The organism is Parerythrobacter lacustris (assembly GCF_024626475.1).
Classification (GTDB): domain Bacteria; phylum Pseudomonadota; class Alphaproteobacteria; order Sphingomonadales; family Sphingomonadaceae; genus Parerythrobacter_A; species Parerythrobacter_A lacustris.
In genome coordinates, this window is sequence record NZ_JANKHH010000006.1 from 114,896 (window position 1) to 130,205 (window position 15,310).

At 64.3% G+C, this 15,310-nt stretch carries 16 protein-coding genes; 10 read left to right on the forward strand and 6 right to left on the reverse strand.

Translation table 11 applies throughout. The features are described 5' to 3' along the window. Positions 1–25: 25 nt before the first annotated feature. From NSO95_RS11740 to rimK, 4 genes are read left to right on the forward strand one after another with little or no spacing between them, the layout of a single operon-like run. A complete protein-coding gene (locus tag NSO95_RS11740; protein ID WP_257596455.1) occupies positions 26–1,873 on the forward strand; it encodes a M2 family metallopeptidase in 1,848 nt (615 codons plus the stop codon). After that, on the forward strand, positions 1,867–2,886 hold the full coding sequence (locus tag NSO95_RS11745; protein ID WP_436278037.1) for a YncE family protein: 1,020 nt from the start codon (positions 1,867–1,869) through the stop codon (positions 2,884–2,886). The genes NSO95_RS11740 and NSO95_RS11745 overlap by 7 nt, the downstream gene beginning before the upstream one ends. Before the next feature lie 28 nt (positions 2,887–2,914). Next, positions 2,915–3,358, forward strand: coding sequence for an ATP-dependent zinc protease family protein (locus NSO95_RS11750; protein WP_257596492.1), 444 nt, complete (start codon positions 2,915–2,917; stop codon positions 3,356–3,358). A gap of 10 nt (positions 3,359–3,368) precedes the next feature. Next, positions 3,369–4,274 carry a 30S ribosomal protein S6--L-glutamate ligase gene (gene rimK / locus NSO95_RS11755; RefSeq protein WP_257596457.1) on the forward strand — a complete coding sequence of 302 codons (906 nt, stop codon included), beginning with the start codon at positions 3,369–3,371 and terminating at the stop codon, positions 4,272–4,274. Positions 4,275–4,439: 165 nt separating this feature from the next. On the opposite strand, the gene NSO95_RS11760 is transcribed toward rimK, so the two are convergent. The 5 genes from NSO95_RS11760 to rpsF all read right to left on the reverse strand — a co-directional run bounded on the left by NSO95_RS11760 (position 4,440) and on the right by rpsF (position 8,522). After that, on the reverse strand, positions 4,440–5,207 hold the full coding sequence (locus NSO95_RS11760; protein ID WP_257596458.1) for an SDR family NAD(P)-dependent oxidoreductase: 768 nt from the start codon (positions 5,205–5,207) through the stop codon (positions 4,440–4,442). A gap of 528 nt (positions 5,208–5,735) precedes the next feature. Beyond that, positions 5,736–7,175, reverse strand: coding sequence for an AMP nucleosidase (locus NSO95_RS11765; protein ID WP_257596459.1), 1,440 nt, complete (start codon positions 7,173–7,175; stop codon positions 5,736–5,738). A 132-nt stretch (positions 7,176–7,307) separates the two neighbouring features. Further along, the gene (gene rplI / locus NSO95_RS11770; RefSeq protein ID WP_257596460.1) at positions 7,308–7,919 is read right to left on the reverse strand and encodes a 50S ribosomal protein L9; all 612 of its coding nucleotides are present in this window, start codon (positions 7,917–7,919) and stop codon (positions 7,308–7,310) included. 13 nt (positions 7,920–7,932) lie between these two features. Next, positions 7,933–8,157 (reverse strand): 30S ribosomal protein S18, encoded by a 225-nt coding sequence (gene rpsR, locus NSO95_RS11775; RefSeq protein WP_257596461.1) that lies wholly within the window; start codon positions 8,155–8,157, stop codon positions 7,933–7,935. Then, entirely contained in the window at positions 8,157–8,522 is a 366-nt protein-coding gene (gene rpsF, locus NSO95_RS11780) for a 30S ribosomal protein S6 (RefSeq protein WP_257596463.1), read from the reverse strand. Before rpsF ends, rpsR begins: the two co-directional genes overlap by 1 nt. A 190-nt stretch (positions 8,523–8,712) precedes the next feature. On the opposite strand from rpsF, the gene NSO95_RS11785 reads away from it, so the two are divergent. Further along, positions 8,713–9,663, forward strand: coding sequence for a DUF808 domain-containing protein (locus NSO95_RS11785; protein WP_257596464.1), 951 nt, complete (start codon positions 8,713–8,715; stop codon positions 9,661–9,663). Further along, entirely contained in the window at positions 9,660–10,295 is a 636-nt protein-coding gene (locus tag NSO95_RS11790) for a glutathione S-transferase family protein (protein ID WP_257596465.1), read from the forward strand. Before NSO95_RS11785 ends, NSO95_RS11790 begins: the two co-directional genes overlap by 4 nt. Before the next feature lie 377 nt (positions 10,296–10,672). Here the strand turns inward: NSO95_RS11790 and NSO95_RS11795 are convergent, their stop codons facing one another. Next, on the reverse strand, positions 10,673–12,100 hold the full coding sequence (locus NSO95_RS11795) for a glutamate ligase domain-containing protein (RefSeq protein WP_257596466.1): 1,428 nt from the start codon (positions 12,098–12,100) through the stop codon (positions 10,673–10,675). 53 nt (positions 12,101–12,153) lie between these two features. Between NSO95_RS11795 and NSO95_RS11800 the strand changes: the two genes are divergently transcribed. Genes NSO95_RS11800 through fabG form a run of 4 tightly spaced genes read left to right on the forward strand, consistent with a single transcriptional unit; the run spans position 12,154 to position 15,169 of the window. After that, positions 12,154–12,978, forward strand: a complete 825-nt coding sequence (locus NSO95_RS11800) for an LD-carboxypeptidase (protein WP_257596467.1) — start codon at positions 12,154–12,156, stop codon at positions 12,976–12,978. Positions 12,979–13,005: 27 nt separating this feature from the next. After that, complete coding sequence (fabD, locus tag NSO95_RS11805) at positions 13,006–13,941, forward strand: ACP S-malonyltransferase (protein ID WP_257596468.1); 936 nt, start codon at positions 13,006–13,008, stop codon at positions 13,939–13,941. A gap of 35 nt (positions 13,942–13,976) precedes the next feature. Beyond that, positions 13,977–14,417, forward strand: a complete 441-nt coding sequence (locus tag NSO95_RS11810) for a GxxExxY protein (RefSeq protein WP_257596469.1) — start codon at positions 13,977–13,979, stop codon at positions 14,415–14,417. After that, entirely contained in the window at positions 14,417–15,169 is a 753-nt protein-coding gene (gene fabG, locus NSO95_RS11815; RefSeq protein WP_257596470.1) for a 3-oxoacyl-[acyl-carrier-protein] reductase, read from the forward strand. The genes NSO95_RS11810 and fabG overlap by 1 nt, the downstream gene beginning before the upstream one ends. Positions 15,170–15,310: the final 141 nt, after the last annotated feature.

Consider the following 15,310-nt stretch of genomic DNA (forward strand, 5'->3'; position numbering starts at 1 on the left):
GATTTCCCACGAGAGGACTGAAGACATGAAACTCACCCGGGTCGCGCTCACCGCGCTCGCCATTTCGCTTGCCGCTCCGGCCTATGCCGACAACCATGCCGGGAGCACGACAGAGACCGCGCAGGCTTTCCCCATGACCCCGCAAGGCGCGGCGGACTGGGTCGCGATGGTCGAGAAGGAGTATTTCGACTACTCGATCGAGGCGAGCCGGATCTACTGGGTCAACGCGACCTACATCACCGACGATACCGACGCACTGGCCGCACAGGCAGGGGCCAAGGGCACCGAAATGAGCGTGAACTTCGCGCTCGAAGCGGCGAAGTACGCGCAGGTGAAGGGGCTCGACCCGGTGGTTGCGCGCAAGCTCGATATCCTGCGCAACGGCATCGTCCTTCCGGCGCCGACTACCGACGGCGCGGCGACCGAACTGAACGAGATCGCGACCCGCCTCAACAGCACCTACGGCAAGGGCAAGGGCACGCTGAACGGCAAGGAGATCAATGGCTCGGACATCGAGGCCGAGATGGGCAATCTCGATCGCAAGCCCGAGGAACTGGCAGAGATGTGGGCCAGCTGGCACGCCAACGTCGGTGCCCCGATGAAGGACGATTACGTCCGCATGGTCGGGATCGCCAACGAAGGCGCGCGGGAGCTTGGCTTCAGCGACGTCGGGGCGATGTGGCGTAGCGGTTACGACATGCCGCCGGAGGAATTCTCCGCCGAGCTCGAACGGATGTGGCAGGAAGTGAAGCCACTGTACCAGAGCCTGCACACCTATGTCCGGTGGAAGCTCAACGAGCATTACGGCGATGCCGTGCAGCCCAAGACCGGCCCGATCCGCGCCGACCTGCTGGGCAATATGTGGGCGCAGGAATGGGGCAATATCTACCCGCTGGTCGCGCCTGAAGGTGCGGGCGATATCGGTTATGACGTCACCGACCTGATCGCCAACAAGGGCCTCGACGAAGTCGGCATGGTCAAGGTTGGCGAGCAGTTCTTCTCCTCGCTCGGTTTCGATCCGCTGCCGGAAACCTTCTGGACCCGCAGCCAGTTCGTCAAGCCGCAGGACCGCGAGGTCGTGTGCCACGCCAGCGCGTGGGACATCGACAACAAGGACGACATCCGCATCAAGATGTGCATCAAGCCCAATGCGGACGACTTCGTCGTGATCCACCACGAGCTGGGCCACAACTATTACCAGCGCGCCTACAAGGAGCAGGATTTCCTGCACCTCAATGGAGCGAACGACGGGTTCCACGAGGCGATCGGCGACATGATCGCGCTGTCGATTACCCCCGACTACCTCGTCCAGATCGGCATGCTCGACCAGAGCCAGGTGCCCGGTGCGGACAAGGATATCGGCCTGCTGCTGCGTCAGGCAATGGACAAGGTCGCCTTCCTGCCCTTCGCCTTCCTGGTCGACAAATGGCGCTGGGGCGTGTTCGACGGCTCCGTCACGCCGGCGGAATACAACGACGCATGGGTTGGCCTGAAGACCGAGTACCAGGGCATCGTGCCGCCGGTCGACCGCCCGGCGGATGCGTTCGATCCGGGCGCAAAATACCACATCCCCGGCAATACGCCCTACACCCGCTATTTCCTCGCGCGGATACTGCAGTTCCAGTTCTACAAGGCGGCGTGCGAGCAGGCCGGGTGGAAGGGGCCGCTGCATCGCTGCTCGTTCTACGGCAACGAGGAAGTGGGCAAGAACCTCAATGCGATGCTGGAGATGGGCGCTTCGAAGCCATGGCCCGATGCCCTCGAAGCCTTCACTGGTGAGCGGGAGATGAGCGGCAAGGCGCTGGTCGAATATTTCGCGCCGCTCAAGGCGTGGCTCGATGAACAGAACAAGGGCAAGCCGACCGGATGGTGAGCCGGCTCTTCGCGCCGCTTGGCGCATGCGTCCTCCTCGCCTGCGCTCCGGTTGCAGGCGAGGGGGACGCAGCCGCCGCAGGTGGCGATGCGAGCCTCGCCGGGCAAGCGTTGTTCGTGGCCAACAAGCGCGGCAACAGTGTGATGAAGATCGACCTCCTCACCGGGCGCGAGCTTGCGCGGATTGCCAGCTGTGCCAATCCGCATGAGCTCGCCACCTCGCCCGACGGCGCGCATGTCGCGCTGGCTTGCTACGGCGGAACGAGCGTCGATATCTTCGAAACCGCCGATCTGCGCCTGATGCGCTCGATCGAGCTTGGAACGAACGCCCGCCCGCACGGGATCGTGTGGCATGCGAATGGCGATTTCTATGTCACCGCCGAAGGGCGCGAATCGCTGTTCTGGGTCAGGAAGCCGGTCGATGCTCCAGAGGCTTTCGAGTTCTCGACCGGGCAGCGCGGCAGCCATATGATCGCGGTCTCGCCCGATGCACGGCACGCTTGGACGATGGATCTCGGCAGTGGGACGGTAACTCTGGTCGATCTGCAGACCCGCCGCGCGCCGCGTTCGGTCGCAGTCGGGGTCGAGCCGGAAGGCATCGCCTTGTCGCCCGACGGAAAGGCGCTGTGGGTTTCCGCACGCGGCTCGGACAAGGCGATCGAGCTCGACCCCATGACGCTGGATGTGCGTAGCGAAGCCGCCACCGGGGACTTTCCGTTGCGCCTCGCGATTCGTCCGCAAGGCGATGTAGCGGTGACATCGAACCTTGCCGACGGCAGCCTCAGCGTGATCGAACTCGCAACCGCGCGCGTCATTCGCACCATCGCCGTGTCCAGCCGCGAGGAGGCTCAGGCCCGCGCGCAAGTGACGATCCTGTGGTCCGCCGACGGCAAACGCATCTACGTCGCCGAAACCGGGACCGACACCATTGCCGAGGTCGATTACGCCAGCGGCAAGGTCCGGCGCAGGCTGATTGCGGGCGAGGGTGGCGACGGGCTGGCAATCCTGCCATAGCCCTATCGTGAAAAAGACGAAAACCGCCATGCAAACCGTGGGTTGGCGCGAGAAGGTGCACCTGCCCGAGCTCGGCCTGCACGACATCCCGGCCAAGATCGATACCGGCGCGCGGACCTCGTCGCTGCACGCGACGGTGCTCGACCAGTTCGAACGCGACGGCGAACAATTTGTGCGCTTCGCGGTGGATTTTCCCGGCGTCAACGTGCGGCAGGTGTGCGAGGCGGTGCATATCGACTGGCGCGGGATCACCAGTTCCAATGGCGAAACCCAGCGGCGTATGATAATCAAGACGCCATTGCGCATCGGCGATGTCGAGTTTCGCGCCGAAATCAGCCTCGCGGACCGGTCGGACATGCGGTTCCCCATGCTGGTAGGCCGGTCGTCGTTGCGCCGTCATTTTGTCGTAGATTCGGGGCATAGCTGGCTGCAGACGCCCGGTATGGACCCAGTGAAAGGCCACAAGCCATGAAGGCTGCCCGATGAAAATCGCCATGCTGGCGCGCAATGCGAACCTCTATTCGCACCGGCGTCTGGTCGAGGCGGCGGAGGCGCGCGGGCACACGCTCGACATCCTCAACACCACCCGCTGCACGGTCAATATTGCCAGTCACCGCCCGACGGTGAGCTACAATGGCGAGACGATCAATGGCTTCGACGCGGTAATCCCGCGGATCGGGGCGTCGATCACGCAGTATGGCCTCGCGATCCTGCGCCAGTTCGAGATGAGCGGCGTGTGGCCCTTGAACGAGAGCGTCGCTATCGGCCGCAGCCGCGACAAGCTGCGCAGCATGCAAATCCTTGCCAAGCACGGGCTCGGCTTGCCGCTGACCGCCTACGCCAACGACCCCAAGCAAGCGGAGGAGCTGATCAAGGCGGTCAATGGCCCGCCGGTGGTGATCAAGCTGCTCGAGGGGACGCAGGGCATCGGGGTGGTGCTGGCGGAGACGATGTCATCGGCCAAATCGGTGATCGAGGCGTTTCGCGGGGCCAACGTCAACATCCTGGTGCAGGAATTCATCAAGGAAGCCGGCGGCACCGATATCCGCGCGCTTGTGATCGGCGGCAAGGTTGTCGCCGCGATGAAGCGCACCGGCGCGCCGGACGATTTCCGCAGCAACCTCCACCGGGGCGGCAGCGCCGAGGTGATCAAGATCACCCCGGAAGAACGCTCGACAGCGGTGCGCGCCGCCAAGCGCATGGGGCTCAACGTGTGCGGCGTGGACATGCTGCGCAGCAATCACGGCCCGGTGATCATGGAGGTCAATTCGTCGCCCGGGCTGGAAGGGATCGAGACTGCGACCGGCAAGGATGTCGCCGGGATGATCATCAAGTGCATCGAGGACAACGCCAGGTCGGGCAAGACGAAGACCAAAGGAGCGGGGTAGGCGCGCTTCGTCATCCGGCATTTCTGTCGAAACCTACACGCCGTCACCCTGAACTCGTTTCAGGGTCCATCTCTCCACCGGAGCGGACGGTGCGGGTTGAGGAATGGATGCTGAAACAAGTTCAGCGAGACAGGGGTGGGTTGGCCTGAGGCGCGACGAGCCCGATCAAGCATTCCGCGCCATCAGCCCGCCGTCCACCGGGATCACCGCGCCGGTGATGTAGCTTGCCGCAGGCAGTACCAGCGACAGCGTCATGTGTGCGACTTCCTCCGGCTCGCCGTAGCGTTTGAGCGCTGTGCGGCGCTTGGCGAAGATGGTCTTGTGCTCGTCGGGCACCTCATCGGTCATCGCGGTGAGAATCGGGCCGGGGCAGATGCAGTTGCAGGTGATGCCTTCCGGCCCGAGATCGACCGCTAGGCCGCGGGTCAGACCGGTCACCCCGGTCTTGGCCGCCACGTAAGGCGTGTCGCCGGGGGTCGCGCCGAGGCCTTCGGTGCTGGCGATATTGACGATCCTTGGCGCATCGCTCTTGCGCAACCACGGTAGCGCGGCGCGGACCATGCGCTGGTGCGCGGTCAGCATCACCGCAACGGCGCGGTGCCAGGTGTCTTCGTAGGCGTCGTCGTCAAGCGCGCAGAAGCTCGAGACCCCGGCATTGTTGACGAGGATGTCGATCCCGCCGAAGTCCCCGGCGATCCTGCCCACCACCCGCGCGATCGCGTCCTTGTCCGCCACGTCGAGCGCATAGGCGCGGGCATTCGCTCCGCACTCCGCCGCCACCGCCTCGCAAGCGTCCATATCGTGATCGGTCACCGCGACCTTCGCGCCCTCGGCAGCAAACAACTTCGCCGTCGCCCGCCCCATGCCGCTGGCGGCGCCGGTGACGATGGCGGCCCGTCCGGCGATGGAACGGGAGCGGTTGGGGTGGGTCATGGGGTGGTCCTTTCAACCAGACCGCTACCGCGTTGCATCAACTTCGTCACCCGGCCATCGAGCCGGGGTCCCGCTGTTCTTGCGGCAAAGCGCATTGCCAGATCAAAGCGGGACCCCGGATCAAGTCCGGGGCGACGGCAGATTCTGGTTGGTATCTCCAACCCTACCTGCAGACGAAGCCGGGTCTTCGCTTGTCCGTTTTGCAAACGATGTAGCCTTCACCGTCTTCGTTCGGGCGGAGGCGGAGGCGGTGCTCATATCCTTGGCCCCGAAGAAAGGTATGATCGAAATAGCGAACCGCCACTACTTCTTCGTCCAGCTTCCCCTTCATGACGCGCGTGATACGAAATTTGGCGTCAAACCATCCGTGCCCCAGCATGTCGTTAGCATCATATTCGGATGGCTCGTCAGTCTGATCCTCGAGCGTCCCGATGGCGATTACATCGCCATCTTTCCACCCATCTGGTAGGGTCGTGCAGCCAACTAGGGCCGAAAAACCGACGAACGCAGGGAAGAAGCCCCAGTTCCTCACCGGAACGGCGGCTCGTTGAAGGCGCGCAGTTTGCGGCTGTGCAGGCGGTCGCCTTCGTCGCGCAGGCGGCGGCATGCCTCCAGCCCCATCTGGAGATGCGCGGCGATGGCTTCTTCGTAGAACTGGTTGGCCTGCCCCGGTAGCTTGATCTCGCCGTGAAGCGGCTTGTCGCTGACGCACAGCAGCGTGCCGTAGGGCACCCGGAAACGGTAGCCCTGCGCGGCGATGGTCGCGCTTTCCATTTCGATTGCTATGGCGCGGCTCTGCGAAAAGCGCTTGGCGCTGCTCGAATAAAGCAGTTCCCAGTTTCGGTCGTCGGTAGTGACCACCGTGCCGGTGCGCAGCCGCTGCTTGAGGTTTGCGCCCTGCGTCCCCGAAACCGCCTCCGCAGCCCCGGCCAGTGCCTGCTGGACTTCGGCGATCGGCGGGATTGGAATCTCTGGCGGCAGCACACCGTCGAGCACGTGGTCGTCGCGCAGATAGGCGTGGGCGAGCACGAAATCGCCGATCTTCTGGCTCGACCGCAGCCCGCCGCAGTGGCCGATCATCAGCCAGCTGTGCGGGCGTAGCACCGCGAGGTGGTCGCAGATCGTCTTCGCGTTCGACGGGCCGACCCCGATGTTGACCAGCGTGATCCCGCGCCGGTCCTCGCGCAGCAGGTGATAGGCAGGCATCTGGTGCCGCCGCCACGCGGTGTCGGACAGCTGGAGCCGCGCGTCGCGGGTCTGCTCGCGGATATCGAGGCCGCCTGCTCCGGTCAGCCCGACATAACCGTCCTGCCCGATCTGCCCCGCCGCCCAGTCCACGAATTCATCGACATAGCGGTGGTAGTTGGTGAACAGGATGAAGTGCTGGAAGTCGTCGGTCCGCGTGCCGGTGTAATGTGCCAGACGGGCGAGCGAGTAGTCGGTGCGCAGCCCGTCGAACAGCGAGAGCGGCATCGGATCGTCCGGCTCGCCCAGCTCGTGCCCATCGGCCAGTTCGTCGCCGATCAGCGCGAGGTCGGTGGAGGGAAAATGCCGCGCCAGTTCCTGCGGTGCGATACCCGCCATCAGCGCCCCGGCATCGCCGTCGAGCACATAAGGAAAGGGGATTTCCTGCCGCGACTTCCCGACCTCGAGCCGGATGTCGTAATCCGCCGCGATCAGGTCGAGCTGTTCGAGCAGATAGTCGGCGAACAGCTGCGGACGGGTGATGGTGGTGGCGTAGGTGCCTGCCTGCTCGAGCCGCCCGAAAGCGCGCGACCGATCGGTCGGGCTGCCCTTGCCTTCGAAATGCAGCCGCAGTTCGGGATAGGCATAGGTCCCGTCGGTGCGGCGGGTGGGCGAGGGCAGGGCGCCGTCCTTGGCATAGGCGAGGATATCGGCGCGCAGCGTTTCGGTTGCCGCATCGTGGATGCGGGTCAGTTCTTCGATCGTCTTGGAGAATGTGGACATGACCAGCCCCTAACGCCTTTTTTTGACATTTCAAGGCAGGCGCAAGCCATGTGGCAAGCAACGAAAAAGGGCGCAACCATGATGATCGCGCCCCCTTTGCGTTTCGATGGCGTGAGGGGTTGGCCTTTACGCTTAGTCGTCGCCGTCGCCGGTATCGTCGAGCATGTCGGCGGGGATTTCACCCGGCTCGAGCGTGCTGTCGATCTGGTTGGCAGCAGCCTGTTCTTCGATCGCAGCCTGCTCGTCTTCGAACATCTGCGCGAGGACGTCGATGCCCTGGCTCTGCAGCGCGGCCTCGTCGTCGGAGCGGGCGACGTTCGCCTTGACCGTTACGTGGACTTCGGGATGCAGTGCGATGGTGACATCGTGCATGCCGATGGTCTTGATCGGGTGACCCATCACGACCTGGCTCTTGTCGATGTTGAAGCCCTTCTCGGTCAGGCCGTTGATCACGTCGCGAACGTTGACCGAGCCGTAAAGCTGGCCGGCGTTCGACGATGCGCGCAGCATGACGATTTCGGTGCCGTCGACCTTTTCGCCCTGCTTTTCGGCGTCGCCGCGCTTCTCGGCGTTTTCCTTTTCGAGGCGGTCGCGGTTGGCTTCGAACACCTTCTTGTTGGCTTCGTTGGCGCGCAGCGCCTTCTTCTGCGGCAACAGGTAGTTGCGCGCATAGCCGTCCTTCACGGTGACGACGTCACCGATCGAGCCGAGGTTGCCGATGCGTTCGAGGAGAATGATATCCATGGTTCTGTCCCTCCTACTTCACGACGTAGGGAAGCAGGCCGATCTGGCGCGAACGCTTGATCGCCTTGGCGAGCTCGCGCTGCTTCTTGCCGGAAACGGCGGTGATGCGGGACGGCACGATCTTGCCGCGCTCGGAGATGAACCCCTGCAGCAGGCGAACGTCCTTGTAATCGATCTTCGGCGCATTCTTGGCCGAGAACGGGCAAGTCTTGCGGCGGCGGAAAAACGGGCGGGCCATCAGTCGCGCTCCTCACGTTCGCGACGCTTCTTGGTGTCGCGGTCATTCTTGCGCATCATCACGCTGGGGCCTTCTTCGTGTTCGTCGACACGAATGGTGATGTAGCGGATGACATCTTCGTTGATGCGGGTCTGGCGCTCGAGCTCGGCCACGACATCGCCCGGGCAATCGATGTTGAGCAGCACGAAGTGCGCCTTGCGATTGCGGTCGATCTTGTAGGCGAGGGACTTGAGGCCCCAGGTCTCGGTCTTGGTGACCTTGCCGTTGTTCGATTCGATGATTTCGGTGGCTTGCGCTGCCAAGGCATCGACCTGAGCCTGGCTCAAATCCTGGCGCGCAAGAAACACGTGCTCGTACAGAGCCATGCGTCTTCCTTTCACTCGGTGGCCGATCGCTGGCTGATCCGCGGGATTGCGGGGCCCCTCCGGCTTTCTTCGTTCCGCCGCCCGGAGGCAGCGAAGGCGCGCACATAGCGCAGATCGCGGTGAATGCAAGGCTTGCGAGGCGGGGACGCACACGGCAAGGGCGTATCGATAGACGAAACAGGAGAATTGCGTGCCCGGTGGATTGGTAGCCCTGCTCGACGATGTGTCGATTATCGCGCGGGCAGCCGCAGCGTCGGTGGACGATATCGCCGCCGCTGCCGGGCGTGCGGGGTCGAAGACGGCAGGGGTCGTGATCGACGATGCCGCCGTCACGCCGAGTTACGTCACCGGACTCTCGCCCGCGCGCGAGCTGCCGATCATCTGGTCGATCACCAAGGGCAGTCTCAAGAACAAGCTGCTGATCCTGCTTCCCGCTGCGCTGCTGCTGAGCGAATTCTTGGACGGGGCGATCATCTATTTCCTCATGCTGGGCGGGCTCTATCTTTGTTACGAAGGCGCCGAGAAGGTCATCGAGAAGCTCGGCGGCGAGAAGCATGGCAAGACCGTCGACGACGTGATCGAGGATCCGGTGCGGTTCGAGAAGGAACGTATCGCAGGCGCCATCCGCACCGACCTGATCCTGTCAGCCGAGATCATGGCGATCACATTGAACGAAATCGATCTCGCGCTCTGGTGGCAGCGCGGCATCGCGCTGGCATTGGTCGCGATCGTGGTGACCGTATTGGTGTACGGGACCGTCGGGCTGATCGTGAAGATGGACGATGTCGGCCTGCATCTGGCCAAGAAGCCATCGGCCCTCGTGCAGAAATTCGGGCGCGGCATGGTTGCCTTCGTGCCCTATCTGCTGACTGCGCTAAGTTTCATCGGCACCATTGCCATGTTGTGGGTCGGCGGCGGCATCCTGTTGCATGGGACGCATGAGATCGGGCTGCATGGCCTGTACGACGCGGCACACGGGCTGGAATATGCCATCCAGTCGACGACCGGCGCGCTGGGCGGGGTGCTGGGGTGGCTGTCCTATGCAGCAGTCTCAGCCCTGCTCGCGCTGATCGTGGGCGGCATCATCGTGTTCGTGCTGCACAAGGTGTTCAAGCTGGGGCACGAAACGGGGGCCCATTGACCGACCCCAAGCTCTACACCTGCGCCGGATCGCGCGGGTTGCGCTGCACCTGGGCGGCGGAGGAGGCCGGCGTCCAGATCGACCTCAAACTGCTGCCCTTTCCTCCGCGTTTCGCCGCGCCGGAATATCTGGAGATCAACCCTCTCGGCACGGTCCCGCTGTTGATCGACGGTGAGACCCGCATGACCGAGAGCTGCGCCATCGCGCATTACCTCGCGACGAGAGGCGGCATGAGCGATCTCGCCGTGGCACCTGGCGAGCGGGACTACGCCGAATATCTCGACTTCACCTACCACGCCGATGCGACGATCACCTTCCCGCAGACGGTCTATATGCGCTTCGCCCTGTTCGAGAAGGACAAGGGCTGGGCCGAGGCGGGCGAAGCCTACGCCAAGTGGTTCTGGAAACGGCTGGTCAAGGTCGAGCAGCGGCTGGATCGGCGCGAATATCTTTGCGCCGATCGCTTTACCGTGGCCGACATCTGCGTCGGCTACGCGCTAATTCTCGCGGAGCGTGTGGGCCTCGACGACGGTGTTCCGGAGAGCTTGAAGGCCTATCGGACGCGCCTGATGGCGCGTGACGGCTATCGGCGGGCGGTCGAGCGCGAGATGGCAGGTCCTCGCGCGATCTAATGGGAGGCCTGTCGGCCTCGACCATCGATGCCGAAAGGCGACACTAAGGCGACACCAAAACAAGACACCGCAGCGTGGGGGACCTCAAAAACCGGAACGACGATGTGAAAGAGCTATCGCGAGGCTAGCAAGCGATCGGCGTGTAGGAAAATGTTTTCCGATGGTATTCCTTGCCAACAGACTTCCCCATCGATCACCTGTCTCCCACCCTTCTCATTCCCGCGCAGGCGGGAATCCATGGAACCGGGCCCGCCCTGGATCTCCGCCTTCGCGGGGATGACAGGCATTGGAGGGACTTAGCGGACGGTTAGCCATTGCGTCTGCAATGGACGCCTTCGCCGAGCGCTCTGTCGGCGGGACCCAGGTAGTCCCCACCCTTAGCTCAGGCGAACGAGGATCGAAGCCGCAAACTCGCTCAGCGTATCGTCCCGTGCGCCCATCACCACGATCCGGTCGCCGGGCCGTGCGATCGAGACGATCAGGTCGCCGCAATCGCTACGATCGGCCACATAGTCTGCGAGGCCACCCGCGTCCTCGATCATCCGCACGATCCGCTCGCTGCCTTCGCTGCGGTCGACCGTTCCCCCGTAATAGACCGGGTCGCACAGGATGGTGATGTCGTCCGGCCCCAGCTCGCGCGCGAAGGTTTCGGCCAGTTCGTGCCCCATCTGGCGCAAAGGGCCGTAACCGTGCGGCTGGAAGAAGGCGATCACACGCCCCGGATGCGCCTTCAGCGTGCGCAGGGTAGCGGCGCATTTTTCCGGATTGTGGCCGAAATCGTCGATCACGGTGATGCCCGAAGGGCTGGTGCCGACGATGTCGAACCGCCGCGCGAGGCCCCTGAACCCCGCCAGCGCTTTGACCGCAACCGCGACCGGAACCCCAGCCGCTGCGGCCCCCGCGATGGCCGCAAGCGCATTGGCGAGATTGTGCTGCCCTGGCATGGCGAGCCGCAGCGGATGCTCGCTGCCGTCATGCCGGTCGACCACCAGCGCGGCAAGCCGGGTCGGGCTTTCGGCGATCGAGCCGGGCACGACCCCGATCTGCGCCTTTTCCTGCGCGATGCCGAAGGTGATGACCTCGTTCGCGCAGGGTAGCAATTGCAACGCCTCGGGATCGTCGGCGTTGATCGCCGCGATCCGGCTGCGACCGATATAATCGCCGAACAGCTGACGCAGCTCCTCCATGCTCTTGTGGTCGAGGCTGACGTTGAGCAGCACGCCGACGGCCGGGCGATAGAGCGCGATCGACCCGTCGCTTTCGTCCACCTCGCTCACGAAGATGCTCTGCCCGCCGACCAGCGCGCTGGCGAAGGGGCGGGCGGGACCGACGAAGTTCTTCATCACCGCGCCGTTCATCACCGTCGGGTCGCGGCCTGCGGCATGCATGATCCAGCCGAGCATTCCGGTGACCGTCGACTTGCCGCTCGTCCCCGCCACCGCGATTCCCGCGCCGCTGGTGTTGAACAGGATCGACAGCAGTTCGGCGCGGGTCATCCGCAGGCAGCCGAGTTCGGTCGCGCGGACGACTTCGGGCACCGTATCCTCGACCGCGGCGGAGGCGACGAGGATCTGCTCGGGCGAGACAATCCCGCTTCCATCTTGCGGATGCAGCCCCATGCCCGCTGCTTCCAGCGCGGCGAACTTCTCCGGAGTGCGGCCCTGGTCGCGGCTGCGGTCGCTGCCCTCGACCCGCGCGCCGCGCCCGTGCAGGATTTGCGCCAGCGGCAGCATGCCGGACCCGCCGATGCCGCAGAAAAAGAACGGCCGGGCGAAGAGTTCGTCGGGAGTGGGGAAATCGCTCATCGCCGCTTCGCTATGCAGTTGTGCGCGGCAAGACAAGCGCGCTAGCAGGGGGAATGACCCGAATTGCCATTTGCGCGCCCGGTAAGCGCCTCGAACGCGAACATGCCGACGCGGTGCTCGACCGCTTCGCGCGTCGGGGTGACGTGGAACTGGTGTTCCACCGGCAGTGCTTCGAGCGGCACGGCCATTTTGCGGGCGACGATGCGACGCGGCTCGGCGCTTTCCTCGACTGCGCCAACGATCCGGAAGGGGATGCGGTGTGGTTCGCGATGGGCGGTTACGGCTCCAACAGGATCGCGGCGGATGCCATTGCCGGGCTAGGCGAGGCGGCACGGTCCAAGACCTACCTCGGCTATTCGGACACGGGTTACCTGCTGGCGGCGCTCTATCGCAACGGGATTGGTACGCCGGTCCATGGCCCGATGGTCGGCGATATCGCGCGCGACGGCGGCGAGGCGGCGGTCGACCGGGCGGTCGGCTATCTGACAGGGGACAGGGCGGGGCTGGAGTCCGATATCGACAGCCGCCCGGTCGCGGCGTTCAACCTGACGACGCTGGCGATGCTGTGCGGCACCGAACTGATGCCCGACCTCAACGGCCATGTCTTGCTGATCGAGGAAGTGGCAGAGCATCTCTACGTGGTCGACCGGCTGTTTTTCCATGTCGCGCAGCACCTGCAGGGCATTGCCGGGCTGCGCCTCGGACGGATCAGCGCGGTGCCGGAAAACGATCGCCCGTTCGGCCAGAGCGAGGAGGAAATCGCCCGTTACTGGTGCGGCAGAGCGGGAATTCCTTACCTCGGGTTTGCCGATATTGGGCACGACGCGTCCAACCGGATCGTCCCCTTCGGGCTTGCCGGACGCGGCGCAGGCGCATAGGCCGCGCGGCACCAAGGGAGATTTCCGATGCGAGCTTTCGTTTTTCCTGGCCAGGGCAGCCAGAAAGTGGGGATGGGCGTCGAACTGGCCGCGGCCAGCGCCGCCGCGCGCGCGACGTTCGAAGAGGTCGACGAGGCGCTGTCACAGAACCTGTCGACCATCATGGCCGAAGGGCCCGAGGCCGAACTAACGCTGACCGCCAATGCCCAGCCCGCGATCATGGCCAACGCGATCGCGACACTTCGGGTATTGCAGCACGATTTCGGCGTTTCGCTGACCCAGGTCGGGAATTGCGTGGCGGGCCACAGCCTTGGCGAATACACCGCTTTGTGCGCAGTCGATGCCTTCTCGCTCGCCGATACCGCACGGCTGCTCAAGCTGCGCGGCGAGGCGATGCAGGCGGCGGTGCCGGTGGGTGTCGGCGCGATGTGCGCGCTGCTCGGCGCGGACCTCGAAACCGCGCAGAAGCTGGCCGCCGCTGCTGCCGAAGGCGAGGTGTGCGAAGTCGCCAACGACAACGATCCCACGCAGGTCGTGCTGTCGGGCCACGTCGGCGCGATCCAGCGCGCGGTGGCGATGGTCAAGGACTTCGGCATCAAGCGCGGCGTGCCGCTGCCGGTCTCGGCGCCGTTCCACTGCTCGCTGATGCAGCCCGCCGCCGATGCGATGGCCGAGGCTCTGGCCGAGACCCCGCCGACCTCGCTGGCGCTGCCGATCTACGCCAACGTCACCGCCGCGCTGGTCGATGATCCCGCTGAGGAACTCGGGCTGCTGGTCGAACAGGTCACCGGCCGCGTCCGCTGGCGCGAAAGCGTACTCGCGATGCGCGCCGCCGGGGTCGAACGCTTCGTCGAACTGGGCGGCAAGGTGCTGGGCCCGATGATCGGCCGGATCGATAAGGACGCCGAGACGATCAGCCTGGTGACGATGGAAGACCTCGAGGCGCTGGCGAAGTCGTTTTGATTCACGCGGAGACGCGGAGAGCGCGGAGAATCTGATTGGAAATCGACGATATCTCCGCTCAGGTCATAGACGCTTGTATAGCGATCCACCGCGAATTGGGTCCGGGTTTGCTTGAAAGCGTCTATGAGATTGTTCTTGCAGGCGAGTTGGAATTGCGGGGCCTTAAAGTTGACCGGCAAGTACCCGTGGATATCGAATTTCGTGGCCGTCACCATCTTGGTGCATTCCGGGTCGACCTTCTGGTCGAGGATTGCCTAGTGCTGGAGATAAAGTCGGTCGAACAGTTGAACAAATCACATGCCAAGCAGGTGCTCACCTACCTGCGGTTGATGAAGCAGCCCGTCGGGCTGCTCTTGAATTTTGCCGGAGCCACGATGAAAGAAGGCATCCGACGGATCGTAAATCAACACCGGCAGCCGCAAGCGCCCTCCGCGTCTCCGCGTCTCCGCGTGATCAAGAATAGCGGAGAAGCATGATGTTCTCACTCGAAGGAAAGACCGCGCTCGTCACCGGGGCCAGCGGGGGGATCGGGTCCTCCATCGCCCGTGCTCTGGCGCGGCAGGGCGCGCGGTTGGCGCTGAGCGGTTCCAATTCCGCCAAGCTGCGCGCGTTCCGTGACGAGCTCAATGCCGAGTTCGGACACGACCATGTCGAGATCACCTGCGATTTGTCGAACACCACCCAGGTCGAGGAGCTGATCCCCGCCACCGTCGACACGCTCGGGCGGATGGACATCCTGGTCAACAATGCCGGCATCACGCGCGACAACCTCGGCATGCGGATGAAGGACGAGGAGTGGGACGAGGTGATCCGGATCAACCTCGAAGCGAGCTTCCGCCTGATGCGCGCCGCCGCCCGGCCGATGATGAAGGCGCGGCACGGACGGATCATCTCGATCACCAGCGTCGTGGGTGCGACCGGCAATCCGGGCCAGATGAATTACACCGCCGCCAAGGCGGGGCTGACCGGCATGTCCAAAAGCCTCGCGCAGGAACTCGCCAGCCGCAATATCACCGTCAACTGCGTCGCGCCCGGCTTCATCCGCACCGCGATGACCGAGGCACTGACCGATGACCAGAAAGCGGCGATCAACGCCCGGATCCCGATGGGCCGGATGGGCGAGGGCGAGGAAATCGGTGCGGCCGTGGCCTATCTCGCGAGCGACGAGGCTGCCTATGTCACCGGACAGACGCTGCACGTCAACGGCGGTATGGCGATGCTGAGCTAGGGCGTTTCGAGCTTCCTTGGCCAAAGCGGGGCGAAACGGGGCTTTTATCCCCAAGGAATCAATCGAGGCAGCACCTATCGCTTGCCGCCCTGCGCACCCTCGCTAAGGATATTCGGGTATATTCCGGCGCTCGAGGGCGAT